This window comes from Enterobacter cloacae complex sp. 302F9, assembly GCF_050030335.1.
In the GTDB taxonomy this organism is placed as follows: Bacteria; Pseudomonadota; Gammaproteobacteria; order Enterobacterales; family Enterobacteriaceae; genus Enterobacter; species Enterobacter hormaechei_C.
This window is the reverse complement of sequence record NZ_JBLGUC010000001.1, coordinates 2,153,101-2,177,676: the sequence shown is the minus strand read 5'-3', so window position 1 is coordinate 2,177,676 and position 24,576 is coordinate 2,153,101. Positions and strand designations below refer to the sequence as shown.

25 protein-coding genes are annotated in these 24,576 nt (G+C 53.9%); 14 read left to right on the top strand and 11 right to left on the bottom strand.

Going from position 1 to position 24,576, the window contains the following annotated elements:
• Positions 1-30: 30 nt before the first annotated feature.
• The 7 genes from ACQG0T_RS10595 to ACQG0T_RS10565 form a co-directional block, all read right to left on the bottom strand.
• A complete protein-coding gene (locus ACQG0T_RS10595; protein WP_271040772.1) occupies positions 31-1,494 on the bottom strand; it encodes a mannitol dehydrogenase family protein in 1,464 nt (487 codons plus the stop codon).
• A gap of 223 nt (positions 1,495-1,717) precedes the next feature.
• Complete coding sequence (locus ACQG0T_RS10590; protein ID WP_271040771.1) at positions 1,718-3,256, bottom strand: MFS transporter; 1,539 nt, start codon at positions 3,254-3,256, stop codon at positions 1,718-1,720.
• A gap of 27 nt (positions 3,257-3,283) precedes the next feature.
• Positions 3,284-4,690, bottom strand: a complete 1,407-nt coding sequence (gene uxaC, locus ACQG0T_RS10585; RefSeq protein WP_271040770.1) for a glucuronate isomerase — start codon at positions 4,688-4,690, stop codon at positions 3,284-3,286.
• Entirely contained in the window at positions 4,687-6,072 is a 1,386-nt protein-coding gene (locus ACQG0T_RS10580; protein ID WP_040117592.1) for an MFS transporter, read from the bottom strand. Before ACQG0T_RS10580 ends, uxaC begins: the two co-directional genes overlap by 4 nt.
• A gap of 73 nt (positions 6,073-6,145) precedes the next feature.
• Positions 6,146-7,165, bottom strand: coding sequence for a Zn-dependent oxidoreductase (locus ACQG0T_RS10575; protein WP_033486750.1), 1,020 nt, complete (start codon positions 7,163-7,165; stop codon positions 6,146-6,148).
• A 14-nt stretch (positions 7,166-7,179) separates the two neighbouring features.
• Complete coding sequence (manD, locus tag ACQG0T_RS10570; RefSeq protein WP_271040730.1) at positions 7,180-8,394, bottom strand: D-mannonate dehydratase ManD; 1,215 nt, start codon at positions 8,392-8,394, stop codon at positions 7,180-7,182.
• 111 nt (positions 8,395-8,505) lie between these two features.
• A complete protein-coding gene (locus ACQG0T_RS10565) occupies positions 8,506-8,832 on the bottom strand; it encodes a YnfA family protein (RefSeq protein ID WP_003857412.1) in 327 nt (108 codons plus the stop codon).
• Positions 8,833-8,982: 150 nt separating this feature from the next.
• Here ACQG0T_RS10565 and ACQG0T_RS10560 point away from each other — a divergent pair, with 150 nt between their 5' ends.
• Positions 8,983-9,321 carry a DUF1283 family protein gene (locus ACQG0T_RS10560; protein ID WP_426723787.1) on the top strand — a complete coding sequence of 113 codons (339 nt, stop codon included), beginning with the start codon at positions 8,983-8,985 and terminating at the stop codon, positions 9,319-9,321.
• Positions 9,321-9,881 carry a spermidine N1-acetyltransferase gene (speG, locus tag ACQG0T_RS10555; protein WP_003857416.1) on the top strand — a complete coding sequence of 187 codons (561 nt, stop codon included), beginning with the start codon at positions 9,321-9,323 and terminating at the stop codon, positions 9,879-9,881. Before ACQG0T_RS10560 ends, speG begins: the two co-directional genes overlap by 1 nt.
• Positions 9,882-9,898: 17 nt before the next feature.
• Here speG and ACQG0T_RS10550 read toward each other — a convergent pair whose 3' ends face one another.
• Positions 9,899-10,621 (bottom strand): YnfC family lipoprotein, encoded by a 723-nt coding sequence (locus ACQG0T_RS10550; protein ID WP_032667024.1) that lies wholly within the window; start codon positions 10,619-10,621, stop codon positions 9,899-9,901.
• Positions 10,622-10,801: 180 nt separating this feature from the next.
• On the opposite strand from ACQG0T_RS10550, the gene ACQG0T_RS10545 reads away from it, so the two are divergent.
• From ACQG0T_RS10545 to ACQG0T_RS10515, 7 genes are all read left to right on the top strand, one after another.
• Positions 10,802-11,656: a benzoate transporter gene (locus tag ACQG0T_RS10545; RefSeq protein ID WP_003857421.1), complete on the top strand. Its 855-nt coding sequence runs from the start codon at positions 10,802-10,804 to the stop codon at positions 11,654-11,656.
• A 102-nt stretch (positions 11,657-11,758) separates the two neighbouring features.
• A complete protein-coding gene (locus ACQG0T_RS10540; RefSeq protein ID WP_003857424.1) occupies positions 11,759-12,064 on the top strand; it encodes a DUF1161 domain-containing protein in 306 nt (101 codons plus the stop codon).
• 130 nt (positions 12,065-12,194) lie between these two features.
• A complete protein-coding gene (gene ynfE, locus ACQG0T_RS10535) occupies positions 12,195-14,633 on the top strand; it encodes a selenate/tellurate reductase subunit YnfE (RefSeq protein ID WP_271040728.1) in 2,439 nt (812 codons plus the stop codon).
• Positions 14,634-14,643: 10 nt separating this feature from the next.
• Positions 14,644-15,261, top strand: a complete 618-nt coding sequence (locus ACQG0T_RS10530; RefSeq protein ID WP_017384545.1) for a DMSO/selenate family reductase complex B subunit — start codon at positions 14,644-14,646, stop codon at positions 15,259-15,261.
• A gap of 1 nt (position 15,262) precedes the next feature.
• Complete coding sequence (locus tag ACQG0T_RS10525) at positions 15,263-16,117, top strand: dimethyl sulfoxide reductase anchor subunit family protein (RefSeq protein WP_045329309.1); 855 nt, start codon at positions 15,263-15,265, stop codon at positions 16,115-16,117.
• Positions 16,118-16,161: 44 nt separating this feature from the next.
• On the top strand, positions 16,162-16,776 hold the full coding sequence (gene dmsD, locus ACQG0T_RS10520) for a Tat proofreading chaperone DmsD (protein WP_017384547.1): 615 nt from the start codon (positions 16,162-16,164) through the stop codon (positions 16,774-16,776).
• A 109-nt stretch (positions 16,777-16,885) separates the two neighbouring features.
• A complete protein-coding gene (locus tag ACQG0T_RS10515; RefSeq protein WP_017384548.1) occupies positions 16,886-17,197 on the top strand; it encodes a YebG family protein in 312 nt (103 codons plus the stop codon).
• A gap of 114 nt (positions 17,198-17,311) precedes the next feature.
• Here ACQG0T_RS10515 and ACQG0T_RS10510 read toward each other — a convergent pair whose 3' ends face one another.
• The 3 genes from ACQG0T_RS10510 to ACQG0T_RS10500 form a co-directional block, all read right to left on the bottom strand.
• Positions 17,312-17,626, bottom strand: a complete 315-nt coding sequence (locus ACQG0T_RS10510; RefSeq protein WP_017694081.1) for a hypothetical protein — start codon at positions 17,624-17,626, stop codon at positions 17,312-17,314.
• Between the two features lie 38 nt (positions 17,627-17,664).
• Positions 17,665-18,342: a type A chloramphenicol O-acetyltransferase gene (catA, locus tag ACQG0T_RS10505; RefSeq protein ID WP_015570622.1), complete on the bottom strand. Its 678-nt coding sequence runs from the start codon at positions 18,340-18,342 to the stop codon at positions 17,665-17,667.
• 85 nt (positions 18,343-18,427) lie between these two features.
• Positions 18,428-19,312 (bottom strand): LysR family transcriptional regulator, encoded by an 885-nt coding sequence (locus ACQG0T_RS10500; protein WP_017384550.1) that lies wholly within the window; start codon positions 19,310-19,312, stop codon positions 18,428-18,430.
• 114 nt (positions 19,313-19,426) lie between these two features.
• Here ACQG0T_RS10500 and ACQG0T_RS10495 point away from each other — a divergent pair, with 114 nt between their 5' ends.
• The 5 genes from ACQG0T_RS10495 to osmX all read left to right on the top strand — a co-directional run bounded on the left by ACQG0T_RS10495 (position 19,427) and on the right by osmX (position 24,569).
• Positions 19,427-20,554, top strand: coding sequence for an alpha/beta hydrolase (locus tag ACQG0T_RS10495; protein ID WP_033487064.1), 1,128 nt, complete (start codon positions 19,427-19,429; stop codon positions 20,552-20,554).
• A gap of 55 nt (positions 20,555-20,609) precedes the next feature.
• Positions 20,610-21,794, top strand: coding sequence for an MFS transporter (locus ACQG0T_RS10490; RefSeq protein ID WP_426723786.1), 1,185 nt, complete (start codon positions 20,610-20,612; stop codon positions 21,792-21,794).
• A 146-nt stretch (positions 21,795-21,940) separates the two neighbouring features.
• The gene (locus ACQG0T_RS10485) at positions 21,941-22,690 is read left to right on the top strand and encodes a YoaK family protein (RefSeq protein ID WP_032104870.1); all 750 of its coding nucleotides are present in this window, start codon (positions 21,941-21,943) and stop codon (positions 22,688-22,690) included.
• A 250-nt stretch (positions 22,691-22,940) separates the two neighbouring features.
• Positions 22,941-23,651, top strand: coding sequence for an osmoprotectant ABC transporter permease OsmY (osmY, locus tag ACQG0T_RS10480; protein ID WP_003857442.1), 711 nt, complete (start codon positions 22,941-22,943; stop codon positions 23,649-23,651).
• A gap of 18 nt (positions 23,652-23,669) precedes the next feature.
• The gene (gene osmX, locus ACQG0T_RS10475; protein ID WP_017384554.1) at positions 23,670-24,569 is read left to right on the top strand and encodes an osmoprotectant ABC transporter substrate-binding protein OsmX; all 900 of its coding nucleotides are present in this window, start codon (positions 23,670-23,672) and stop codon (positions 24,567-24,569) included.
• Positions 24,570-24,576 lie beyond the last annotated feature (7 nt).

Sequence of the window (24,576 nt, the reverse complement as noted above, 5' to 3'; positions counted from 1 at the left end):
TGCCGCCGCGGACGGCGGCATGTCATCGCGTTAAAGCCGGGAGGCGTACTCAGCAACCGTGGCCTTCGCGCCTTTTTGCAGCAACGTTTGATAGGCCTGCATGACCGCAGCCACAAACACCGCGTCCTTCGGCAGCTCGTTACCGAAAATAGCCTCAATGCCCAACAGCGCGCTAACGCGGCTTTCGCCTTCAGCGCTACCGTTTACCGCCGCCTGAATCACCGCCAGCTGCGGATCGCTCACCTCAATCGCGTTACCCTGCTCATCCACACCGCCGACATAACGCATCCAGCCCGCCACACCCAAGGCCAGCAGCGGGAAGGGTTTCTGGTGGACAAGGTGCCAGCGAACGGAATCGAGCATCCGCTGCGGCAATTTCTGGCTACCGTCCATGGCGATTTGCCAGGTGCGGTGACGCAGGGCCGGATTGCTGTAACGTGCGATCAGCTGGTCGGCATAGTGAGCTAAATCCACCCCCTTCACTTTTAGCGTCGGCGCCTGCTCTTTCATCATCAGCGCATGCGCGGCTGCGCGATAATGTTCATCTTCCATGCAGTCGTTAATGTGCTGATAACCGGCCAGGTAGCCGAGATAGGCCAGGAACGAGTGGCTGCCGTTAAGCATACGCAGCTTCATCTCTTCAAACGGAATGACATCAGAAACCAGTTCCGCACCGGCCTTTTCCCACTGTGGACGTCCGGCGACGAAATTATCTTCTACCACCCACTGGCGGAACGGCTCGCAGGCGACACCTGCCGGATCGCGTACGCCGGTCAGCTGTTCAATTTTATCCAGCGTTTCAGCCGTGACGGCGGGCACAATACGGTCCACCATGGTTGACGGGAAGGTGACGTTCGCTTCAATCCAGTCGGCCAGTTCGCCATCAACAGCGCGCGCGTAGGCGCAGGTGACATTGCGCATCACGTGGCCGTTTTCCGGCATGTTATCGCATGACATCACGCTGAATGCTGGCAGCCCCGCCGCCTTACGCCGCGCCAGCGCTTCAACCACTACGCCTGGCGCAGATTTCGGCTGATGGGGGTTTTGCAGGTCGGCAACGATTAACGGATGATCGAACATCAGTTGTCCGGTTGCCGGGGAGTGGCAATACCCTTTCTCGGTGATGGTCAGGGAAACAATGGCGACCTGCGGATCGCACAGCGCCGCCAGCACGGTTTCAAGGCCGTCGACCTGCGCATGCAGCGCATTTTTGACGACGCCGACCACGCGCGCCGTCCACGCATCGGCAGACATCTCTGCTACGGTATAAAGATTATCCTGTGCCTTCAGATCGGCGATCTGCTGTTCGCCGCCAATCAGGTTAACTTCGCAGTAACCCCAGTCGCTGCCCTGTTCTGCGGCGAGTATATCGGTGTACACCGCCTGGTGCGCACGGTGAAACGCGCCAAACCCTAAATGAACAATGCGTGCCTTGAGGCTGTCGCGATCGTACTGAGGACGCGTTGCCTTCGCCTGTAATAAACGGTTTTCCATGATTGAGACTCGTTAATTATGAACGCTGAGATCCGCAGCCGCTCTGGTGACAGTGCGGCTGCGCCGGTTGACTAAACCAACTAGAATGGCAGTGTCATTACTTTATCCTGCCGATCACAATACTGGTTATGCTGCCATGAACATTGATTTACATTAACTTTCGGCCAAGTGGTGTGATATAAAAATCAAGTTGTGTGACATCTGGCAAAAGATATAAACCAGATCATACAGGGGTGCGCACCGTCTGCTCGCCGGACCGGACCGTCGGCTCACGCCACAACCTGTCGTAGGAATAGCCTGTTAAATCTTCCACGACCCGGCGAGCTTCGGCGGATACGCGTTGGGGAGAGCCGTTGGCTTTCAGGCGATCCAGCTCATCCACAAAGATTTTGTGCGTACGCTTGTTCAGGTTGAATGTCAGAGCCTGCCACAGGGCCAGGATAAGCAAGGCAGCAGTGCCGATGAACATCAGCATTGCGATGGTGTGGATGGCTTCGGTTGGCTGCGTCTGGCTCCCTTTTACAAATCCGCCGCTTTGTAACAGGAGACCCACAATAAAGGTGGCAATAGCGACCGTGGTTTTTCGGGAGAATGTCATTACCGCAGCAAACAGTCCCTCACGACGCTGACGGCTGACCATTTCATCGATATCTGGAATTAACGGGAACACGTTCCACGGTGTAAACTCAAGGACGCAGCGCCCCACCTGATACACCCCGGCCAGAATGACCAGCGTCGCGACGGTATTCAGCGCAGGGATCTGGTACACGGCAAAGAAGCCCCCCAAACAGAGCAACATCAGTGAATAGGCAAATACATATAGCTTTGATGGCCCATATCTGATGATCCCTATACCCGCAATTAACGTGACGGGCAGCCCCACAATACTCATCGACAGCAGCGTGCCTGCCAGTGAGGAAGAGACATTCAGACAGTACACGCAGAAAAATACAAATACCGTGTTGTAGACATCTTTGCCGGTAAACGACAGCAGATAGATGGCGAGATGTTTCCTGAAGGCCCGGATTTTCAGGGTGGAACCATACTCCTTAAAAAGTCGTCCAAAGGCAGCCAGCTTCTCTCCTGCTGTTTGTGGGCGTGTGTTTTTTTCCAACCCGGAGAGCATTTCCGGCGTCAACTCGCGTTCCCAGGTCACTTTCCACGAGATGAATACACATACCATAAACAGTACAGCAAAAATAACGCCGTTTATGAGGTAGGCATGGGCGCTGTTTTCCCCGAAATAGCCGATCAGTAATCCGGGAATAAATGTCGCCAGAAACGTCCCGGACGCTGAAAGAAACATGCGACAGGTAGAGAGTTTGGTCCGCTGGTTAAAGTCTTTTGTCATTTCTGACGGTAACGTTTCCCACGGGATCAGTACCATTGCAGCAATAATTTCAAATGCTAGATAGACGGCGAGATAAAAACCGTATGTCATGCCATCAAGCCACAGCAATGCATAGACCAGCATCAACGGTGCACCGATCAGCAAAAAGAAACGTCGGCGACCAAATTTTTTACCAAAATAGTTTTTGTAAAAATGGTCAGTGAAACTTCCCATAAACAAACTAACGATAGCATCGACAATGCGCGCTATAGCAACAATAGACGCCGCTTCAACCGGTGACAACCCAACAAATGTCGTATAGAAGAATAATAACCAGGCGCCGATAACGGTAAAGGCACCGCCGCCCATAATATCCGTTAGTCCGTAGCCGATACTAACCGGAATAGTAATTTTTTTTGCAGTACGAGACATGTTCCATCCCCACTCAGTGAGTAGAATTTAGAATCTGAAATAGTTTTCAGCATTATCATGGCAAATATTTTTAACCATCTTCGTTAGGATGGCGTTATTATCCGGAACTTCACCACGCTCCACCCAGCCACCAATGATATTGCACAAAATACGACGGAAATAATCGTGGCGAGTATACGAAACCAGACTACGGGAATCGGTTAACATACCGACAAAATTCATTAATAGCCCCTGATCCGCAAGGCTATGTAGCTGGTTTTCCATTCCGCGTTGAGTGTCGTTAAACCACCATCCGGAGCCAAACTGTATCGGCGATTTAACGCCCAATTCCGCAGTCTGAAAATTAGCGATAGTCGTCGCGACAATATCGTTATAGCTGGCGTTGAGGTTATATAAAATGGTTTTGGGCAAAGCTTCAGCCTGCGCCATTGCATCCAGGAGTTGGTTGAGATTGGCCGCAAGATTCGACTGATCGGTCAGCGAGTCAAAACCAGTATTACTACCCAAAGAACGGTACATGCGGGAATTATTATTGCGAATCGCACCGAAGTGTATCTGCATTGCCCAGTTATGCTGCCTGTAATTATGCGCCAGCATAATAAAAATGGCACTGTCAAGAATCGCATTATTACGGGCGTCCAGATTTTCACCCCGGCGCTTTCGGGCAAACACGGATTCAACCTGACTTTCATCTGCTGACTGAAAATGGATCTCCACGGGTCCGTGATCGGAAATTCGGCACCCCATTTCGTGGAACCAGGCAATACGCTGGCTCATTCCCTTAACAAAATCGCTGAATGTCTGGATTTTAGATCCTGTCGTCTCACCTAATCGATCGATAAAGTCGGCAAACTGTTCCGCGTTTTGCGCAAAAACATCGTCCGGACGAAAGGTCGGTAATACCTTAACGTTGAACGTCGCGTCATCACGCAATAATTGATGGTAGCGTAAATCATCAAGCGGAGCATCTGTCGTGCAAATAACTTCTACCCTGGAGCGTTTAATGAGTTCCCTCGGCGTAAAATCAGGCTGCTGCAATAGCAGATTACAGCGCTCCATTATTTCACACCAGTTATGCCTGCCCAGCGGTTCGTCACAGTTAAAATAGTGGTGAAGTTCTAAATGAGTCCAGTGATAGAGCGGATTTCCATAGCTCGCTTCGACCGTTTCAGCCCATGCCGCAAATTTATCCTCCGCCGGGGCATCGCCCGTAATGTATTTTTCGTCAATACCGTTGGCGCGCATGGCGCGCCATTTATAATGATCGCCAGCCAGCCAGAGTTCGGTAATATTATCGAGATTTTTATTCTCGAAGATATCTTTCGCGTCCAGGTGACAGTGATAATCAATAATTGGCAGCGCTTTCGCGACGTTACGATAAAGTTCAACACCTCTCGCATTGCCAATCATGAAGTTATCGTTAATAAAACTCATGACAGGGCTCCATATTTCCGCTGCTTCGCTGCGGTATCGCTCTGGCGCAGGGGTTCAGCTGCATCTTCCACCAGGCTCAAATCGCGGTCGCGCACTTCTGGCATCAGCAAAGCGGAGACCAGCCCAATCAGCGAGTACGCCACCAGCATCGCCACAATCGGCCACCAGGACCCGGTCATATTGCAGAAGATCCCCGCCAGCACCGGACCAAAGCCTACCGCCACGAGACCGCCCGCCTCTTTGGAGATCGCCATGCGGGTAAAGCGGTTTCGCGAACCAAACATCTCCGCCATGGTGATGTTTTCCAGCGCAAACAGCCCGAGCACCGCAAAGTTATGAATAACGATGATAGAGAGCATAATCACGCCCGGCGCGTAACTCTTATCGACGATAATCGACAGCATCGGGTAAGCCAGAATAATGGCTGAAATGTTAAGGATGATATATGGCAGACGGCGCCCCACTTTATCGGACAGCCAGCCCAGCAGCGGGATGGAGACGAAGCCAAGAATCGAGCTGATCATCAGCGCATCGGTTGGGATCGCCTTATCAAATAACAGCGTCTGGACCAAGTACCCGGCAAGGAAGGTCTGGATAAGCCCAGAGTTACCGGCCTGACCAAAGCGCAGCCCCGTCGCCAGCCAGAACGATTTGCTCTTAAACATCGCGCCGACCGAGGTATCCTGCACAGCAACCGGCGCAACGGCTTCGGCATCGTTTACCTTCTCAAACACCGGGCTCTCTTTAAGGTTCATACGCAGCCAGATGGCGAAGATCATCACCACCACGCTGGCGAGGAACGGCACGCGCCAGCCCCAGGCAATAAGTTCTTCACGATCGAGGGCAAAGAACATCACGGCCCAGATCGCCGTGGCGCTCAGCGTCCCGCAGTTGGTGCCCATGGCCACCAGCGAGGAGATGATGCCGCGTTTACCCTGCGGGGCGTATTCGGCCAGCATGGTGCCTGCGCCGGAGATTTCAGCCCCCGCGCCCAGCCCCTGAATAATACGCAGCGTCACCAGCAGCACCGGTGCGAAAATCCCGATCTGCGCGTAGGTTGGCAGGACGCCGATTAAGGTGGTGCAGATCCCCATCATGGTGATGGTGATAAACAGCACTTTTTTACGGCCAATTCTGTCGCCCATTCTGCCGAAGATAAATGCCCCGACAATACGCGCGATGTAGCCTGCGCCGTAGGTGCCCATCGCCAGGATCAGCGCCATGGCCGCGGACTGCTCAGGGAAGAAAATTTCATGAAACACCAGCGCGGCGCCAAGGGAGTAGAGCTGGAAATCCATAAACTCCAGGGCGGTGCCCAGCCAGCCAGATACGGCGGCTTTCACCAGATCTGACGTACTTCTTTGAGGTTGTGCTTGAGTCATAATGGCTATCTCTGCAAGGTAAGATGCGTACCACTGAGAGCCTGTCTTCGCAGGCTCTTAACCGCGTGAATTATTATTGGTCGAACGTGAGCAAGACTTTGCAGCACTGCCGCTGGTCTTTTTCAAACAGTTCGATGGCGTCTGTAACGTGGTGATAGTCAAATGTATGGGTGACCAGTTTTTCAGGGTCGATCAGCCCTTTTTCCAGCCAGTCAATGACCACCGGGAATTTGTTGGCATTCAGGCGCGAAGAGAAGATCGACAGCTCTTTGCCGGTGATCCCCTGCTGCACAATCTGGCTCGGGTCGCTGGAGAAGCCCATCAGCACGATGCGCGCCGCCGGAGACGCCAGCGTAATCGCTTCCTGTAAAATGGACGGATGACAGGCAGCATCGATGATTAACGTCGGCTTGATGCCTTTTTCATCCAGCGCGGTCTGTAAGGACTGCTCGCCGTTGTTGAAGACCCAGTCTGCGCCGCTGCGTTGCGCCATCTCCAGCCGCTCATCAATGCGATCCACCACGATGACCTGCTTCACCTTGTAAACGCCCTTCAGCGCCTGCACGGTGACCAGCCCCATCGGGCCTGCGCCGTAAATCAGCGCCACATCCTGTTCGGTGGGTTTCGCCTGCCCCGTCACGTTGGCAGCAATGGTGAATGGCTCAACCATCACCGCGTGGTGGTCAGGGATCGCATCCGGAATGCGCCAGGCATTTTTCGCCGGCACCACGGCGTATTCGCTGAAGCCGCCGTCACGGTGGACGCCCAGCACCACCAGCGAAGTACAAACGTTCGGTTTTCCAACGGAACACGGGTAGCAGTGCCCGCAGCTGATCACCGGATCAACCGAAACGCGCTGGCCCAGTCGGGTGCCCTCCACGCCTTCGCCAACCGCGTCTATTTCGCCAAAGAACTCGTGACCGATTACCCGCGGGTATTTCGCAAACGGGTTATGCCCGCGATAGATATGGCTGTCTGAACCGCAAATACCGGCGAGCTTAATTTTGACGCGGACGTCGCCTGCGCCCGGCAACGGGAGAGGACGCTCTTCAATCACCAGCACATCCGGCTGTTGGATCACTACGCTTTTCATCATTCGCTCCTCGTTTACCAGTTCCAGAGGGTGCCGTCTTCCAGACGAGCCACCGGCAGATAAGCCGGATCGTACGGGTATTTCGCCGCCAGCTTCTCATCAAACTCAATGCCCAGCCCTGGCTTGTCGCCCGGGTGCATATAGCCGTTATCGAAGCGCCAGCTGTGCGGGAACACTTCCAGCATCTGCTCCGAATACCCCATATACTCTTGCACGCCAAAGTTCGGTACCCACAGGTCAAAATGCAGCGCCGCGGCGTGGCAAATCGGCGACAGATCCGACGGGCCGTGTGAGCCGGTACGCACCTGATAAAGTGAGGCAAAGTCCGCAATGCGACGCATCCCGGTGATGCCGCCCGCATGGGTTATGGTGGCGCGGATATAGTCAATGAGCTGCTCTTCAATCAGCTGCTTGCAGTCCCAGATGCTGTTGAACACTTCCCCCACCGCAATTGGCGTGACGGTGTGCTGGCGGATCAGGCGGAAACACTCCTGGTTTTCAGCGGGAGTCGGATCTTCCATCCAGAACAGACGGTACTCTTCAATGCTTTTGCCGAATCGCGCCGCTTCGATGGGCGTCAGACGGTGGTGCATGTCGTGAAGGAGATGTTCATTGAAGCCGAACTGACTGCGCACTGCGTCGAACAGTTTCGGCGTGAAGTCGAGGTATTTTTCAGTGGACCACAGCTGCTCTTCCGGCCAGGCGCCCTTGGTCGCTGGCTCATACGCCAGCCCTTTTCCTTTTGCCATGCCGTAGGTGGTTTTCATTCCCGGCACGCCGCACTGCACGCGAATTGCCTTGAAGCCCATCTCTTTATGACGGGCATAATCTTCCAGCACGTCGTCAATGGTGTGCCCGGTGGTGTGACAATAAACCATCACCCCTTCCCGGGAGGCTCCGCCCAGAAGCTGATAGAGCGGCATGTTCGCGGCTTTCGCCTTAATGTCCCACAGCGCCATATCCACGGCAGAAATCGCTGACATGGTGACCGGACCACGACGCCAGTAAGCGCCTTTATACAAGAACTGCCAGATATCTTCGATGCGGTGCGCATCGCGGCCAATCAACTGAGGGCACAGGTGATCTTTCAGGTAGGAGGCAACGGAAAGTTCACGTCCGTTCAGCGTGGCATCACCCAGGCCGACAATGCCCTCATCGGTGGTGATTTTAAGGGTGACAAAGTTACGCCCCGGGCAGGTGACAAATACTTCAGCCCCGACAATCTTCATAATCCATTTCCTTACATCGCTCGTTGTGATGCAGGAAATTTACGCAACTACACTACTACCATACAAGTATAATGATCGTAAAATCAGCGGGCGATCACACTATAAGGACGCTTATGCGCGTCCCCAACCGGCCACGATGATCAACATGCCGCACAGGGCAATCAGCGCGCCTGCCCAGTCATACAGGCTTAGCCTGACGCCATCGACAACGCGCAGCCACAGCAGCGCGGTACAGACGTACACTCCGCCGTAGGCCGCATATACCCTCCCGCTGGCGGCCGGATGCAGGGTGAGCAGCCAGACAAAAAGGGCCAGGGACACACCCGCCGGGATCAGCAGCAGCGCGGAAGCGCCCCGCTTTAGCCAGAGCCACGGCAAAAAGCATCCGATGATTTCGCACAGCGCGGTCGCGAAAAAAAGCAGCGTCGTTTTGAACATTTTTCTCGTTTCGTGAGGATTGATTTAGACATCATACGCGATAATGTTCACATCGTTCCCATACCTGCCGCGCGGGTATGACACCCTTTCGGATTGGTGTAGAATCCAACGGGGTAATCCGATTGTCTGCACCCGTTTAAAGGAAACGCTATGGCTACATTAAGCAAACGCCTTTGTCTGACAGCCGTACTGGCGCTGTCATCGTTCGCCTTCGCCGCAACGGCATCAGCCGAAACCAGCAAACTCATCATTGAGTCTGGTGACAGCGCGCAAAGCCGTCAGAACGCCGCCATGGACAAAGAACAATGGAATGACACCCGCAGCCTGCGTCAGAAAGTGAATAAGCGTGTGGAAAAAGAGTGGGATAAAGAAGACGTCGCGTTTGATGCCCGCGACAAATGCCAGCAAAGTGCCAACGTCAACGCCTATTGGGAGCCTAACACCCTGCGCTGTCTGGATCGTCGCACTGGCCGCACGGTAGCACCGTAATGTCGACGCCGTGTGACGTTAAGCTCCGTCCGCTGGAGCGCGAAGATTTACGCTTTGTTCACCAGCTCGACAACAATGCCAGCGTGATGCGCTACTGGTTTGAAGAGCCTTATGAGGCGTTTGTCGAGCTGTCCGATCTCTACGACAAGCATATCCACGATCAGAGTGAACGCCGGTTTGTGGTGGAGTGCGAAGGTGAGAAAGCCGGGCTGGTTGAACTGGTTGAGATCAACCACGTTCACCGTCGGGCGGAATTTCAGATCATTATTTCACCGGAGCACCAGGGGAAAGGTCTTGCGTCGCGGGCGGCAAAGCTGGCGATGGATTACGGGTTTAACGTCCTGAATCTCTACAAGCTTTACCTTATCGTCGACAAAGAGAACGAAAAAGCGATTCATATCTACCGTAAGCTGGGCTTTATGGTGGAAGGTGAACTGATCCATGAGTTCTTTATTAACGGCGAATACCGTAACACCATCCGCATGTGCATTTTCCAGCATCAGCATCTGGCCGGGCATAAGTCCTCCTCCGCCAGCCTGCTTAAACCCACCGCGCAGTAACCTGCGCGGTTTTATTCTCAATAATATTCAATGCTGTTTTTGATGGTGTACTTGTGCTCAACGGCAGGTTTGACGCTGTCATCGGTGATCACCAGCTCACAGCTCACCGGGTTATTGTGGCGATCGTAATCACAGCTCTGCTTTACATTGCCCATCGGTTTATCGTTCAACAGGCTTACCGCCGTATAATCCATGCGCTTGCGCAGATCTTTCGACGGCACCGACTTGACCGATAAACGCTTGTCGCCGGAAACCGTAGTTTTACCCAGCGGGTAGCCGTCGGCGTCATACTGGTACTTCACTTCCATCTCTTTGCTGTGCGCGGCAACCACAAACCCGTTATCGTCGGTGTCCCACGTCAGGCCGGCAGACGGCAGTTCCGCCAGCTGACATTTCCCCTGCAACTTTACCTTCTGCTGCTGGGTTTCCGCATCGACGTAGTAGTTAGCATCCAGCACCAGCGCAACGCCCGTATTAGCGTCGAGATCGTGCAGTTCAAGCGTATCGAAACATCCTTCCGTTGACATCGTGCCGGTCACACGTTTAGAGACTTCACCCTTATCGTTGAACAGCGTCTGGGTAAAATCCTTCACCGGCCCGCGCAGAGGATCAAAGTCAAACTCGTTCGAAAAACTCGCCATCTCCGGCGTAAATGACAGCGGCGCGGTGTTGTTGTCGCATCCCACCAGTACCGTTGCCAGTAGCGTTATCGCTGCGTATTTATTCACATCATTTACCATTCAAAGAGAGATACAATCATATTAGCAAATACAGCAACTTACATAACAGCACTTCATTTGACTCTTTGCGCTGTATAAATCCGTCGTTTGCATTGACGAGACCTGCCAAAGTGGCTACTTTGGGCGCGGAAGATTCCACACTATTATAAAATTAGATTCTTAAATTTTCGGGTTAACATCATGATTTACGACTGTTTTTTATACTATGACGAAGATATGTTGCTCGACATCAGATTACATACTCTCGCTGATGTCGTTGACCGTTTTGTCATTGTAGAAGCAACACACTCTTTTACGGGCATACCGAGAGAATTGCATTTCGATATTACAAAGTTTGCCAAATTCAAAGACAAAATCATTTACGTGCCTTTTGACGCGCAGCCTATTTTAAACCGTGCGGATAATAACCAGGTTGATGCCTGGGCAAATGAAGCAGCGCTTCGCAACTCCATTATGAACGGGTTAAAAGACGCGGCTGACGACGATCTGATTCTGGTGTCAGACGTTGACGAAATCTTCTCTCCCGACACGGTCAGGGCCATTAATCCGCGCGCGCTCTGCACGACTATTCATCAAAACGTGTTCAACTATCAGTTTAATCTTCAGGTTCACAACACGGATGGTACGCCGAGAAAATGTACCTTGCCCCGCGCGACGTCCTATTACAACCTTAAGCATTTCTTCCACGGTGAGCCTGAATCTTTCAGAAACTGGAAGCGTGCGCGCAAAGATAAAAACTGGTCATGGTTTAAATGGAACTGGCTAAAAATCAATAATAAAATTGTGAAAGATGGCGGCTGGCATTTCTCATGGGTAATGACTCCAGAAAGAATTTCCGAAAAAATGTCTACCATTTCTCATACCGAATACGATCTGCCGGAATTTAATAACCCGGAACATATTATGAAGGTTATTACCAACGCCGAAGATATCTGGGGACGAGACCGAAAACTGGTCAGGCAAGAGGTATCAAAACGCACCCTGCCTTCTTATCTGGTAGACAATCAGCACCATTACTCGCAATTTATTTTATGACGCAGGCAGGGCTCCAGGACAATTCAGAAAGACAGGTCCAAAAACAAAAGCTTACCCTAACCCTGCTATGCTTACAGTCTACACAGTGAAAAGGAGCTACAGATGAAACGGTTACCCTGGATTACCGCCCTGCTGTTAATGAGTGCTTCACCCGCTCTTCTTGCGGCCCCGGACTCCTGCGAGCGCGTGAAAAGCGACATTCAGCAGAAGATTATCAACAACGGCGTACCGGAGTCTGGCTTTACCCTGAACATCGTCCCGAACGATCAGGCCGATCAGCCGGATGCGCAGGTCGTTGGGCATTGTGCCAACGATACTTTCAAAATTTTGTACACCCGCACCAGTAGCGGCAACTACCCGGTGAGCGGCGCAGGTACGCAAGAGAATGCGCCCGCTGAGCCGCAATGATTTTCCCACTCAATTCCCCTGATTTGACGAGGATTAATATTTAATACCTCTAAATAAGTAACACTCCCCCCATCATTAGCCCGGTTGTAGTCACGGGTGAAAATAATTATTAACAATGATGGGGTGAGTTATGTCCGAAGTTGAACATCACGGCGGTTTAAGCCGTCGAACTCTGGTTAAATCTACTGCCATAGGATCCCTGGCGCTTGCCGCCGGTGGGATCGCATTACCTTTTGGTCTGAAAAGCGCCGCCGCCGCTGTGCAGTCCGCTATTCAGCCCGCAGAAGATAAAGTCGTCTGGGGCGCCTGCTCGGTAAACTGCGGTAGCCGCTGCGCGCTGCGTCTGCACGTTCGCGATGACGAAGTCTACTGGGTTGAAACGGATAATACCGGCGAGGATATCTACGGCAACCATCAGGTTCGCGCCTGCCTGCGAGGCCGTTCAATTCGCCGTCGCATTAATCACCCAGACCGTCTGAATTATCCGATGAAACGCGTGGGCAAACGCGGAGAAGGCAAGTTTGAGCGTATCACCTGGGAAGAAGCGCTGGACACCATCGCCGCGAGCCTGAAAAGCGTGGTCGAAAAATACGGCAACGAAGCGGTCTACATTAACTACTCCTCCGGAATTGTAGGCGGCAACATCACCCGCTCCTCCCCTTATGCCTCGCTGGTCGCGCGCCTGATGAACTGCTACGGCGGCTTCCTCAGCCACTACGGCACCTACAGCACCGCGCAGATCGCCTGCGCAATGCCCTACACCTACGGCAGCAACGACGGCAACAGCACATCGGATATCGAAAACACCAAACTGGTCGTGATGTTCGGCAATAATCCGGCGGAAACGCGCATGAGCGGCGGCGGGATCACTTACTACCTCGAGCAGGCGCGCGAACGGTCAAACGCGCGGATGATCGTTATCGATCCACGCTATACCGACACTGCCGCAGGGCGTGAAGACGAGTGGATCCCAATTCGTCCGGGCACCGATGCCGCGCTGGTGGCTGGTATTGCGTGGGTGCTGATTAATGAAAATCTGGTCGATCAACCTTTCCTCGATAAATACTGCGTGGGTTATGACGAAAAAACCCTGCCGGAAGGCGCACCGGCTAATGGTCATTACAAAGCCTATATTCTCGGCCAGGGTGATGACAAAACCGCGAAAACGCCTGAGTGGGCGTCTCGAATAACGGGCATCCCTGCCGATCGCATCATTAAGCTGGCCCGTGAAATCGGTTCGGCGAAACCGGCCTACATTTGCCAGGGCTGGGGCCCGCAGCGTCAGGCTAACGGGGAGCAAACGTCCCGCGCCATCGCCATGCTGCCGATCCTGACCGGCAACGTCGGCATTAACGGCGGCAACAGCGGCGCGCGCGAATCGACCTACACCATCACCATCGAACGCATGCCGCTGCCGGAAAATCCGGTGAAAACGCAAATTTCCTGCTTCAGCTGGACGGATGCCATTGCCCGTGGACCGGAGATGACCGCCCTGCGCGACGGCGTACGCGGCAAAGATAAGCTCGATGTGCCGATCAAGTTCATCTGGAACTACGCGGGTAATACCATCATCAACCAGCATTACGATATCAACAAAACTCACGACATTTTGCAGGATGAGAACAAGTGCGAAACGATCGTCGTCATCGACAACTTTATGACCTCGTCCGCGAAGTATGCCGATATTGTTCTGCCGGACCTGATGACCGTCGAGCAGGAAGATATCATCCCCAACGATTACGCCGGCAACATGGGATACCTGATTTTTCTCCAGCCGGTTACCGCCCCGAAGTTCGAGCGCAAGCCCATCTACTGGATCATGAGTGAAGTGGCGAAACGCCTCGGACCGGATATCCATCAGAAATTCACCGAAGGCCGTACGCAGGAGCAGTGGCTGCGCTACCTGTACGCCAAAATGGTCGCCAAAGATCCGCTGCTGCCATCCTACGATGCGCTGAAAAAAATGGGTATTTATAAGCGCAAAGATCCTAACGGACATTTTGTGGCCTATAAAAAATTCCGTGACGATCCGGATGCCAATCCGCTGAAAACCCCGTCGGGCAAAATCGAGATCTACTCCAGCAAGCTGGCGGATATTGCGGCAACCTGGGAACTGCAAAAAGACGAAACCATCACCCCGCTGCCGGTCTATACCTCAACCTTTGAAGGCTGGGACGCGCCCGAGCGCAGCAAATTCCCGCTGCAACTGTTCGGTTTCCACTTTAAAGCCCGTACCCACTCCAGCTACGGCAACGTGGATGTGCTCCAGGCCGCCTGTCGCCAGGAGGTGTGGCTTAACCCTGTGGATGCGGAGCAACGTGGAATCAAAAACGGGGATATGGTGCGCGTCTTCAACGACCGCGGCGAAGTGCGTATTGCCGCGAAAGTCACCCCGCGCATCATGCCCGGCGTAAGCGCGATGGGCCAGGGCGCCTGGCATGACGCCAACATGAACGGCGATCGTGTCGATCACGGCTCCTGCATCAATACCCTGACCACACACCGCCCGTCACCGCTGGCGAAAGGCAACCCGCAGCACACGAACCTGGTGCAGATCGAGAAGGCATAAGGATTAACCGATGACTACCCAGTATGGATTTTTTATTGATTCCAGCCGCTGCACCGGGTGTAAAACCTGCGAGCTGGCCTGCAAGGATTACAAAGACCTGACCCCGGACGTCAGCTTCCGGCGTATTTATGAATATGCGGGCGGCGACTGGCAGGAGGACAACGGCGTCTGGCATCAGAATGTCTTCGCCTATTACCTGTCGATTGCCTGCAACCACTGCGAAGATCCGGCATGCACCAAGGTCTGCCCGAGCGGGGCAATGCACAAGCGCGACGACGGTTTTGTGGTGGTGGACGAGGATGTCTGCATCGGCTGTCGCTACTGCCACATGGCCTGCCCGTACGGCGCGCCGCAGTACAATGCCGCCAAAGGCCACATGACCAAGTGCGACGGCTGCCACAGCCGCGTGGCGGACGGTAAAAAGCCCATCTGCGTCGAATCCTGCCCGCTGCGCGCGCTGGACTTTGGCCCGATTGAGGAGCTGCGCAAAAAACACGGTCAGCTTGCTGCCGTCGCGCCGCTGCCGTCTGCGCACTTCACGAAGCCGAGTATTGTGATTAAACCTAACGCCAACAGCCGTCCGACGGGTGACACCACCGGCTACCTGGCAAACCCGAAGGAGGTGTGAGATGGGAAGTGGATGGCATGAATGGCCGCTGGTGATCTTCACCGTTTTCGGGCAGTGCGTGGCCGGCGCGTTAATCGTGATGGGCTTCGTCTGGCTTAAGGAAAATGATGACAAGGCCAGCATGCGCATCGTGCGCAGCCTGTTTTTTCTCTGGCTGGTAATGGGTATTGGGTTTATGGCCTCGGTACTGCATCTTGGCTCCCCGCTGCGTGCCTTCAACTCGCTTAACCGCGTGGGCGCGTCAGCGCTGAGTAATGAGATCGCGGCGGGTTCGATCTTCTTTGCCGTGGGCGGTTTCTGGTGGCTGGTGTCGGTTATCGGTAAAATGCCCCCAGCTTTGGGCAAAATCTGGCTGGTTGTCAGCCAGATCCTGGGCATCGTTTTTGTCTGGGCGATGACCCGGGTCTATCAGATTGAGACTGTCCCGACCTGGTATACGGGTTACACCACGCTGAGCTTCTTCCTGACGATGGTTCTGGCTGGTCCTCTGCTGGCCGCGCTGCTGCTGCGCGTCGCAAACGTGACATTCAAAGGTACTCTTGCTGCGTCAGTCAGCGTACTGGCACTTATCGTCTGCGTGGCGGTCGTCGTGTTGCAAAGCAATACGCTGGGGACTATACAGAGTTCCATCCAGCAGGCTAACGCCCTGCTTCCGGATTATGGTTCGCTTCAGGTATGGCGCATCGCGTTGCTGGCGGCGGGTTTAGGCTGCTGGATCTGCCCGCTGATTCGTCGTCAGGAGCCAAAAACGCTCGGCCTGTTTGCAGGTGTCGCGCTGGTGGCGCTGGGTGAACTGATTGGCCGTGGGCTATTTTATGGTCTGCATATGACCGCAGGGTTAGCAATTGCAGGTTAACACAGGTGCGCGGGGCTACCCGCGCGCAAGTAAGGAAAGTTGTAATGAATGACGTCTCACACCGCGAATCGTTCGCGTTCAGCGCCCGGGTACTGGGCGCGCTGTTTTATTTCGCTCCAGACAGCGAGCAGACCGCGCCGCTGGTGAGTGCCCTGACCGCAGGTGACTGGGTTCAGGACTGGCCGCTGGCGGAGGAAAATCTGCTGCCTGTCGCCAGTATGTTTAAGACCCCATCGGATGAAGCGTTGAAAGACGCCTGGCAGCGTCTGTTTATTGGCCCGTATGCCCTGCCCGCCCCCCCGTGGGGCTCGGTCTGGCTTGATCGCGAGTCCGTGCTGTTTGGCGATTCGACCCTCGCGTTGCGTCAGTGGATGCGTGAAAACCATATCGCCTTTGAGATGCAGCAGAATGAGCCCGAAGATCATTTCGGAACGTTGCTGATGCTGGCGGCATGGCTTGCCGAGAACGGTCGCGAAACAGAACGCGACCAGCTTCTTGCCTGGCATCTGCTGCCATGGAGCACGCGTTTCCTTAGCGTATTCGTTGAAAACGCGGCCCATCCGTTCTACACCGCGCTGGGTAAACTTGCCCAGCTGACGCTGGCGGAATGGCAGTCCACTTTGCTGATCCCGATTGTCGAAAAAACGCTGTACCGATAACAGCACCTGGCTTGTCCACCCGTTGTGCAGGCCAGGCTCGCACATTTTTGCTGCAACACAACGTCACAACTGCTATACTGTATATAATTACAGTATACGGGGGTGCACAATGGCTGTTGAAACAAAATTTGTTGTCGTAAGAAAAGGTGAAGAAAAAATGACATTTGCCAGTAAGAAAGAGGCTGACGCTCACGACAAGCTGCTCGATATGGCAGAAGCGTTTACCGACTGGCTGTTGCAAAGCGGAATGCAGATGGATGAAACGCAGGCGGAGAACCTTGGTCTTTATCTCGCCGAGCAGAAAGAGTCCGTGCAGCATATCCTGCGTACCAGCAAGCTTCCCGAGCTCAATGCTGAAACGGATAAAACAGCATCAGATGCGGACAGCAGTAAAAAAATCCGGGCCGTCAAAGCCGCCTGATCGTCAGAACGTCTCATCACCTGTCCTGCCGCCGCGGGCCGGAAACGGCTCGCGGCTTTATTAAGGTCGGCTGAACCTTATATTCATCAACCGTAACCCTGAAAATACGTCCTGTTATCTTGATTTGTCCGCCTCAACGTTTACGCTGATATTCAGCCTTTTTGCTTCCATGGTTATCATTGTTTTGGCCAGGTCCTTATCGCCCCCGTGCACTTTATCTATCAGATCCTGTACAAGGGTCATCATCAGGAAGTTTTTATTTGCAGGATAGAAATCTGTCGTAGTGATCCCGTTATCCTTCAGGCGCTGATGCGCCACCGTCTCTGTATCTGCGATTATTTCAGCTACTTTCTCATGCATGATCTCGATCTGCTCGAAAACAATGCGGTTAATCATTTCAATCTGTTCTGGCGTAAAATTCGGTTCCATTATTTCCCCTCGTCAGGCGTATGTTAAAAACACGTGAATCACACGTTGAGCGCCTCTGAATGGTGCGGTAAATTATCACACAACTCTTGTAACTCGTTGATCAGCCTGGCCACATGGAAACCGTCACAGACAGAATGATGGACCTGAACGGCGAAAGGCAACAAGACCTTTCCATCCTGGTTATAGTATTTTCCAAACGTGAACATGGGCGCAAAAAAATTCCGCATGTTAGCGACGTTGACGTTGAAACTGCTAAAGCTGACCCACGGAATATCCGATATGAAGAATATATTCTCCCGGGACTCTTCTTTAGGCCAGTAAGCAAGGATATTGCCATAGCGGGCAACATCTTCTGCATAAACGCGCTGAAAATGGTGAATATTTCCATCGTAATGACTCCATAACGATGAAAATGTCTCCGTTTCTTTATGGAAAAGGGTATAGCTTGGATGAACCTCATTCCATATTACAAGCTCATCATCCTTCATGGCCATACGGAATTCCGGATGCCGGTTTACGACGTCAGAAATAAGGGAAATAATCGCAGGATAAAATTTCCAGCCAACCTCTTTGATATGCTTTAGCAGCACGGTAATGTCCAGCTGAACCGTTTGGTTAAATGTAGATTGAGCAAAGCCCTGAAATACTTCAAAGTGTTCCTTTCTTGCCCAACGTGATAAGTCAACTACCGTATATTCTGGCATTATTTTTGTCATTTCAGAGCCTTAGTTGAGCTGCGCTATATAAAATAGTAGCGTATCACAAACGTAGGGGCTGTATAGACCGTAGCGAAGAGGCACCCTAAATTTTCAGCGTATCAATCACCGCTCTCAGCGCCGGGGATACGTTGCGGTGTGGATAATAGAGGTACAGTCCGTCCATCCGCAGGCTGTAGCGCTGTAAGACGCGTATAAGCGTGCCACGCTCCAGATCGTCAGCCACCAGCTCAACCGGGACATAGGCCAGCCCGAGTCCCAGCCGGGCCGCTTCGGCCTCCATGTAGCTGTCGGAAAAGGCCCATTGCCCCTCCGGGCGGTGAGTAACATGCTTCCCGTCCTGAACAAGCTCCCATTGATAGTGGTTACCGTCGGCAAACTGGTAGGCAATGCAGGGATGAGCATCCAGATCGGCGGGCGTCTGCGGGAAACCATAGCGCCGAAAATGCGCCGGAGCGGCAACCACAGCCATCTCCATATCGGGCGTGATGCGCACGGCAATCATTCCTTGTCCCACCTCCGGCCCAAGCCGGACGCCCGCGTCGAATCGCTCGGCAATGATATCCACGAACCGGCTCTCATTCATCAATTCCAGACGGATATCCGGGTAACGCTGTTTGAAGATAGCGAGCTTTGGCAGCAGGCATTTTTCGATGGCGTGCTGGCTGGCATTAATACGCACCGTGCCGGATGGCGTCTGGCGGTAATGCGCCAGTCTGGTCAGCCCGGTATCGAGCGCATCAAAGGCTGAACCAGCGGTCTGGTAAAGTTGCTCCCCGGCGTGGGTCAGCGACAGTTTGCGCGTTGTACGCACCAGAAGCCGAACGCCCAGCCGCTCTTCCAGCTCGCGAACCGATCGACTGATCCCGGATTGTGCCAGCCCGAGCCGTTGCGCGGCTGCCGTGAAGCTTCCCTCCCGCACCACCTGGATAAACAGATACAGCTCATTGTAGTTTTCCCGCTTCGCCATCATGCCTCATCAATTCATAACAATATGATATTAATCCTAGCAGCCTTTGGCCTCTAATCAGCACTATTTCTGCTAACTATAATGACCGCATTACAACAACACACGGTACCTCTTATGCAAACATTCACCCAAAAACTGTCCGTTGCGCTGCTGCTATGCGCATCATTAAGTGGAGTGACAACAATGAGTTATGCAGAAACACGAAATCCTGCCGCCCCCGTTTCGATGGTGACAACCTGGGATAAGACCTTCGCCGAGAGCAATAAAGTCGACCACCGCAAGGTGACGTTCGAGAACCGATACGGGATCACCCTGGTCGGCGATCTGTACATTCCCAGGAACAGCGGCGACCAGAAGCTGGCGGCGATTGCCGTCAGTGGACCGTTCGGTGCGGTAAAAGAACAATCCAGTGGTCTTTACGCCCAGACTCTGGCTGAACAGGGGTTCGTGACCCTGGCCTTCGACCCATCCTACACGGGTGAAAGCGGCGGCCAGCCGCGTAACGTTGCCTCCCCTGACATCAACACCGAAGACTTTAGCGCCGCAGTGGATTTCCTCGGATTACAGAAAGAAGTCGACCGTAACCGTATCGGCATTCTCGGGATCTGCGGCTGGGGTGGTATGGCGCTGAACGCGGCATCCATGGATACCCGCGTGAAGGCGGTCGCCACCAGCGTAATGTACGATATGAGCCGCGCGATGGGTCACGGCGTGGGCGACGGGAGAGATCGTTATTCAGCGGCCGATCGCCGGGCCGTGTTGCAGTATCTGAACGCGCAACGCTGGAAAGATGCTGAAAGCGGCACCTTCGCCCATGGCGGCCACGATATTTATGTCGATGAAAACGGTAAGGTAACGGCGGCCGGGCGTATTCTGCCGGAAGCATTGCCCGCCGATCCGCATCCGGTACTGAAAGAGTTCTATGATTACTACCGTATGCCGCGCGGCTTCCATGCCCGTTCCGTAAACTCCACCGGCGCATGGACCGCGACCATGCCGTTGTCCTTTATGAATATGCCGCTGCTGAGCTATGCCGGGGAGATCACCATCCCAACGCTGATTGTGACCGGTGAAAACGCGCACTCACGTTATTTTGCGGAAGATGCGTTTAAAGCTGTCGGCAGCAAACAGAAGGAACTGGTGATTGTTCCCGGTGCGAATCATGTTGATCTCTACGATAACGTCGCAGGGAAAATCCCGTTCGCGCAGTTCGGGCAGTTCTTCAAAACCAGTCTGAATTAATTCTCTTAGCCCCGGCAATCAGGGGCTTATCTTCTCTTCGCCGTGAATTACACCAATGTCCACACTGAATCAAACCTCATCCCGTGATGCTGAGCGTGCACACTGGGGCGGTATTTTTGCCATGACCCTGTGCGTTTTTGTCCTCATTGCCTCGGAATTTATGCCCGTCAGTCTGCTCACGCCCCTCGCCAGAGATTTAGGGGTGACAGAGGGGACGGCTGGCCAGGGGATCGCCCTCTCTGGTGCGCTGGCTGTCCTGACCAGCCTTTTTCTTTCCCGGCTTGCCGGGAATATGAATCGCAAACATCTTCTTTCAGGCATGACCGTCCTGATGGCGCTGTCAGGGATCATTATCGCCTTCGCCTCAAACGCTTTGATGTATATGGCAGGCCGGGCGCTGATCGGCATCGCCATCGGCGGTTTCTGGTCGATGTCTGCGGCCACCGCCATTCGGCTGGTGCCTCAGCATCAGGTCTCTCGTGCGCTGGCGATTTTTAACGGCGGCAACGCGCTGGCGACGGTGGTCGCCGCCCCGCTGGGCAGTTATCTCGGCTCGACCATTGGCTGGCGCGGCGCGTTTCTTTGCCTGGTTCCCGTGGCGATTGTGGCGTTCATCTGGCAATATTTTAGCCTGCCCAACATGGGCGGGAACCAGCGGCCGTCGCCACGTAAAAGCGTATTTCGCCTGCTCCACCAGCCTGCGGTTTCGGTGGGTCTGATGGCGTGCGGCCTGTTCTTCATGGGACAGTTTGCGTTATTTACCTATGTGCGCCCCTTCCTCGAAACCGTCACCCACGTCAGTCCTTCCGGCTTATCGCTGATCCTGCTCACTATCGGTATCGCAGGTTTCATCGGCACGCTGATCGTCGCGCTGGTCCTGAATGCCGCGTTTTACCTCACCTTAATGGCCATACCGCTGCTTATGGCGCTGATTGCAGGGGTATTAATGCTCACCGGGGACAGCCTGTGGATCGTGGCCCTGCTGTTAGGTTTCTGGGGAATGCTGGCAACTGCGGCCCCTACGGGCTGGTGGACGTGGATCGCCCGTACGTTACCGGAAGATGCCGAGGCTGGCGGCGGGCTAATGGTCGCGGTGATCCAACTCTCCATTGCGCTTGGCTCAACGGCGGGTGGCGTGGTGTTTGATACCTTTGGCTGGCAGAGCACCTTCGCTTTAAGCAGCATATTACTCCTGAGTGCAGGGGTGCTGACTTTTACGACGTCGCGCCATCGGAAATAAGGCTTTATATTAACAGGGTTGTTTTATTTAATTACAAAACCTCGCTCACCTCCCGTAGAAATAATAATTAAGCAATATCCTGGTCAGCCAGCGACATCGCTTTGTTAGCTTGAGCATTCAGGCAAAGCTCAAACCGGAGGTATTCTTTGCTGATTAAATTAAAGAAAGAACGAACGCATCAGGAGGATCGTCGTCTTGCCCTCTGGCTGGCGACCTCCGCGGGACTGCTGAATGCCATTGCGCTGGGCGCGTTCGGTTTTTTTCCCTCGCATATGACGGGCAATACCTCGCAGCTATCCAGCGAAGTTTCCTCCACCGATCTCAGCGATATTCTTTTCTTTGGTGCCATTATTCTTTCGTTTGTCTCAGGAGCCATCGCTGCGCGGATTATTGTTATCTGGGGGATTATCCATAACGTCAGGCTGGTATTCAGCCAGGTTCTGTTTGTTGAAGGGCTATTATTGGCCGGGGTATCCCTGTACGAAATGTATTTTCACTCCTTCGCCACGAATCAGGAGATTATTATTTTCCTGTGCGGGTTGATGGGAATTCATAATTCCACCTCCACTCAACTATCCGGCGGTCGGGTGAGATCCACGCACATCACCGGCACGCTGACCGATGCGGGCATTTCGCTGGCCTCCGTTATGGTCGCCATGCTGCGCCGGGATTACTCCAAAGATACGGCCGCGCAAAAGAGTCAGCTCAAAACCCATTTAACTACCCTTTTCTCCTTTATCAGCGGCGGGATCGCGGGGCTGATCCTGTTCAGAGAGTTTGGATTCCACGCGATGCTGGCGCTGGGCCTGTTGCTGGTAATCGTCGCCGCCTTCTCTATCGTCCGCATCTCGTGGCGCGTACGCAAGGTGCGCGCCGCGCTCAGTCGACAGGCATAATCAGCACGCTTTATGTGACGTTGTCACGTAAGGCGTACTTCTTTAAGACTATTCTGCCTGCCCACTGACAGCCCTTATGCCATAAGGCTTCACTCAGGTTGTCACTAATTTCATAGGGTTACTGATTTACCCCCTTCGCTGGAACCCTTCCGTTTCGCTTGCTATAGGTGAAGTACCCCTGCCGAAACATGGCATAACAACAGGCAACCGGTGGTTGCTATAACGCATGCGCACAGGGAGACACACCGCAATGCACCCATTACTTAAACGTTCGCTGCTTTTTGTCGGCGCGATTATCGTGGTTCTCGCTCTCCTCACCTGGGGAATAGGACTGGAAACGATTAAGGCGCGCCAGGTTGACCTGATTTACCTCGGGCAACAGCACCTGATTCTGGTCTTTTCATCCATGTTCTTTGCCCTGCTGGTGGGCATTCCAAGCGGTATTCTGCTGAGCCGTCCGGCCGCGCGTGGTATCGCCGAATATGTGATGCAAATCTTTAACGTGGGCAACACCCTGCCGCCGCTGGCCGTTCTGGCACTGGCGATGGTGGTGATTGGCATCGGTGATAAACCGGCCATTATCGCCCTCTTTCTGGCCTCTCTGCTGCCGATTGTGCGTAACACCTATGCCGGGCTGTGCTCTGTTCCCGCGTCGTTGCTGGAAGCGGCAAACGGTATCGGCATGACCAAATGGCAGCGCCTGCGTCAGGTTGAGATCCCTAACGCGTGGCCGGTGATGCTTTCTGGTATTCGCATTGCCACTGCGATTAACGTCGGTACCGCACCGCTGGCATTCCTGATTGGCGCCAGCAGCTACGGCGAGCTGATTTTCCCTGGGATCTATCTGAATGATTTTCCGACGCTGATCCTGGGCGCGGCGGCCACCGCCCTGTTCGCCCTGATTCTGGATACGCTGCTGGCGGCACTGGGCCGATTACTGAGCCCGCATCTCGCGCGATAATTATAACAAGGAGCTTCTATGAGACTGTTTTCCGGGCTGACGGCGCTATGCGCCGCCGCGCTCTTCACCAGCCAGGCGCTTGCCGCGCCGCTGATCCTGGCAACCAAGAGCTTTACCGAGCAGCACATTCTCTCGGCCATGACCGTGCAGTATCTGCAAAAGAAAGGGTTTCAGGTACAGCCTCAGACCAATATTGCAACGGTGATTTCCCGTAACGCGATGATCAACAAGCAGATTGATATGACCTGGGAGTATACCGGCACCTCGCTGATCATCTTCAACCACATCAACAAACGCATGTCGCCGCAGGAATCGTACGAGACGGTGAAACGCCTCGATGCGAAGCACGGTCTGGTGTGGCTTAAACCTGCCGATATGAACAATACCTATGCCTTTGCCATGCAGCGCAAGCGCGCCGAGGCTGAACATATCAATACCATGTCTGAGATGGTGGCAAAGATTGAGCAGATCCGTAAAACCGATCCGGATAACAACTGGCTGCTGGGCCTTGACCTGGAATTTGCCGGGCGCAGCGACGGGATGAAACCGTTGCAGGCAGCCTACAACATGGAGCTGGACCGCCCGCAGATCCGCCAGATGGATCCGGGCCTGGTCTATAACGCGGTGCGCGACGGGTTTGTCGATGCGGGGCTGATCTACACCACCGACGGGCGCGTAAAGGGCTTCGATCTTAAAGTGCTGGAAGATGATAGAGGCTTCTTCCCGAGTTACGCCGTGACGCCAGTTGTTCGAAAAGACACGCTGGAGGCTAATCCGGGGCTGGAGGAGGCGCTGAACACCCTATCAGCCCAGCTCAATAACGACGTTATCACCGAACTGAATAAGAAGGTGGATATCGACCATCAGTCACCGCAGCAGGTCGCCCGTGATTTCCTGCGTAGCAAACAGTTGCTGTAGGAGGCGC

Bases quoted from the DNA above. Each gene is read 5' to 3' on its own strand.
- ACQG0T_RS10530 (WP_017384545.1), top strand. From the start codon at position 14,644: ATGACTACCCAGTATGGATTTTTTATTGATTCCAGCCGCTGCACCGGG.
- uxaC (WP_271040770.1), bottom strand. From the start codon at position 4,690: ATGAGTTTTATTAACGATAACTTCATGATTGGCAATGCGAGAGGTGTT.
- ACQG0T_RS10575 (WP_033486750.1), bottom strand. From the start codon at position 7,165: ATGAAAAGCGTAGTGATCCAACAGCCGGATGTGCTGGTGATTGAAGAG.
- ACQG0T_RS10590 (WP_271040771.1), bottom strand. From the start codon at position 3,256: ATGTCTCGTACTGCAAAAAAAATTACTATTCCGGTTAGTATCGGCTAC.
- ACQG0T_RS10545 (WP_003857421.1), top strand. From the start codon at position 10,802: ATGATTTACGACTGTTTTTTATACTATGACGAAGATATGTTGCTCGAC.
- ACQG0T_RS10515 (WP_017384548.1), top strand. From the start codon at position 16,886: ATGGCTGTTGAAACAAAATTTGTTGTCGTAAGAAAAGGTGAAGAAAAA.
- dmsD (WP_017384547.1), top strand. From the start codon at position 16,162: ATGAATGACGTCTCACACCGCGAATCGTTCGCGTTCAGCGCCCGGGTA.
- ACQG0T_RS10490 (WP_426723786.1), top strand. From the start codon at position 20,610: ATGTCCACACTGAATCAAACCTCATCCCGTGATGCTGAGCGTGCACAC.
- ACQG0T_RS10580 (WP_040117592.1), bottom strand. From the start codon at position 6,072: ATGACTCAAGCACAACCTCAAAGAAGTACGTCAGATCTGGTGAAAGCC.
- osmX (WP_017384554.1), top strand. From the start codon at position 23,670: ATGAGACTGTTTTCCGGGCTGACGGCGCTATGCGCCGCCGCGCTCTTC.
- ACQG0T_RS10495 (WP_033487064.1), top strand. From the start codon at position 19,427: ATGCAAACATTCACCCAAAAACTGTCCGTTGCGCTGCTGCTATGCGCA.
- ACQG0T_RS10510 (WP_017694081.1), bottom strand. From the start codon at position 17,626: ATGGAACCGAATTTTACGCCAGAACAGATTGAAATGATTAACCGCATT.
- speG (WP_003857416.1), top strand. From the start codon at position 9,321: ATGTCGACGCCGTGTGACGTTAAGCTCCGTCCGCTGGAGCGCGAAGAT.
- ACQG0T_RS10540 (WP_003857424.1), top strand. From the start codon at position 11,759: ATGAAACGGTTACCCTGGATTACCGCCCTGCTGTTAATGAGTGCTTCA.
- ACQG0T_RS10560 (WP_426723787.1), top strand. From the start codon at position 8,983: ATGGCTACATTAAGCAAACGCCTTTGTCTGACAGCCGTACTGGCGCTG.
- ACQG0T_RS10565 (WP_003857412.1), bottom strand. From the start codon at position 8,832: ATGTTCAAAACGACGCTGCTTTTTTTCGCGACCGCGCTGTGCGAAATC.
- ACQG0T_RS10525 (WP_045329309.1), top strand. From the start codon at position 15,263: ATGGGAAGTGGATGGCATGAATGGCCGCTGGTGATCTTCACCGTTTTC.
- catA (WP_015570622.1), bottom strand. From the start codon at position 18,342: ATGACAAAAATAATGCCAGAATATACGGTAGTTGACTTATCACGTTGG.
- osmY (WP_003857442.1), top strand. From the start codon at position 22,941: ATGCACCCATTACTTAAACGTTCGCTGCTTTTTGTCGGCGCGATTATC.
- manD (WP_271040730.1), bottom strand. From the start codon at position 8,394: ATGAAGATTGTCGGGGCTGAAGTATTTGTCACCTGCCCGGGGCGTAAC.
- ynfE (WP_271040728.1), top strand. From the start codon at position 12,195: ATGTCCGAAGTTGAACATCACGGCGGTTTAAGCCGTCGAACTCTGGTT.
- ACQG0T_RS10500 (WP_017384550.1), bottom strand. From the start codon at position 19,312: ATGGCGAAGCGGGAAAACTACAATGAGCTGTATCTGTTTATCCAGGTG.
- ACQG0T_RS10550 (WP_032667024.1), bottom strand. From the start codon at position 10,621: ATGGTAAATGATGTGAATAAATACGCAGCGATAACGCTACTGGCAACG.
- ACQG0T_RS10595 (WP_271040772.1), bottom strand. From the start codon at position 1,494: ATGGAAAACCGTTTATTACAGGCGAAGGCAACGCGTCCTCAGTACGAT.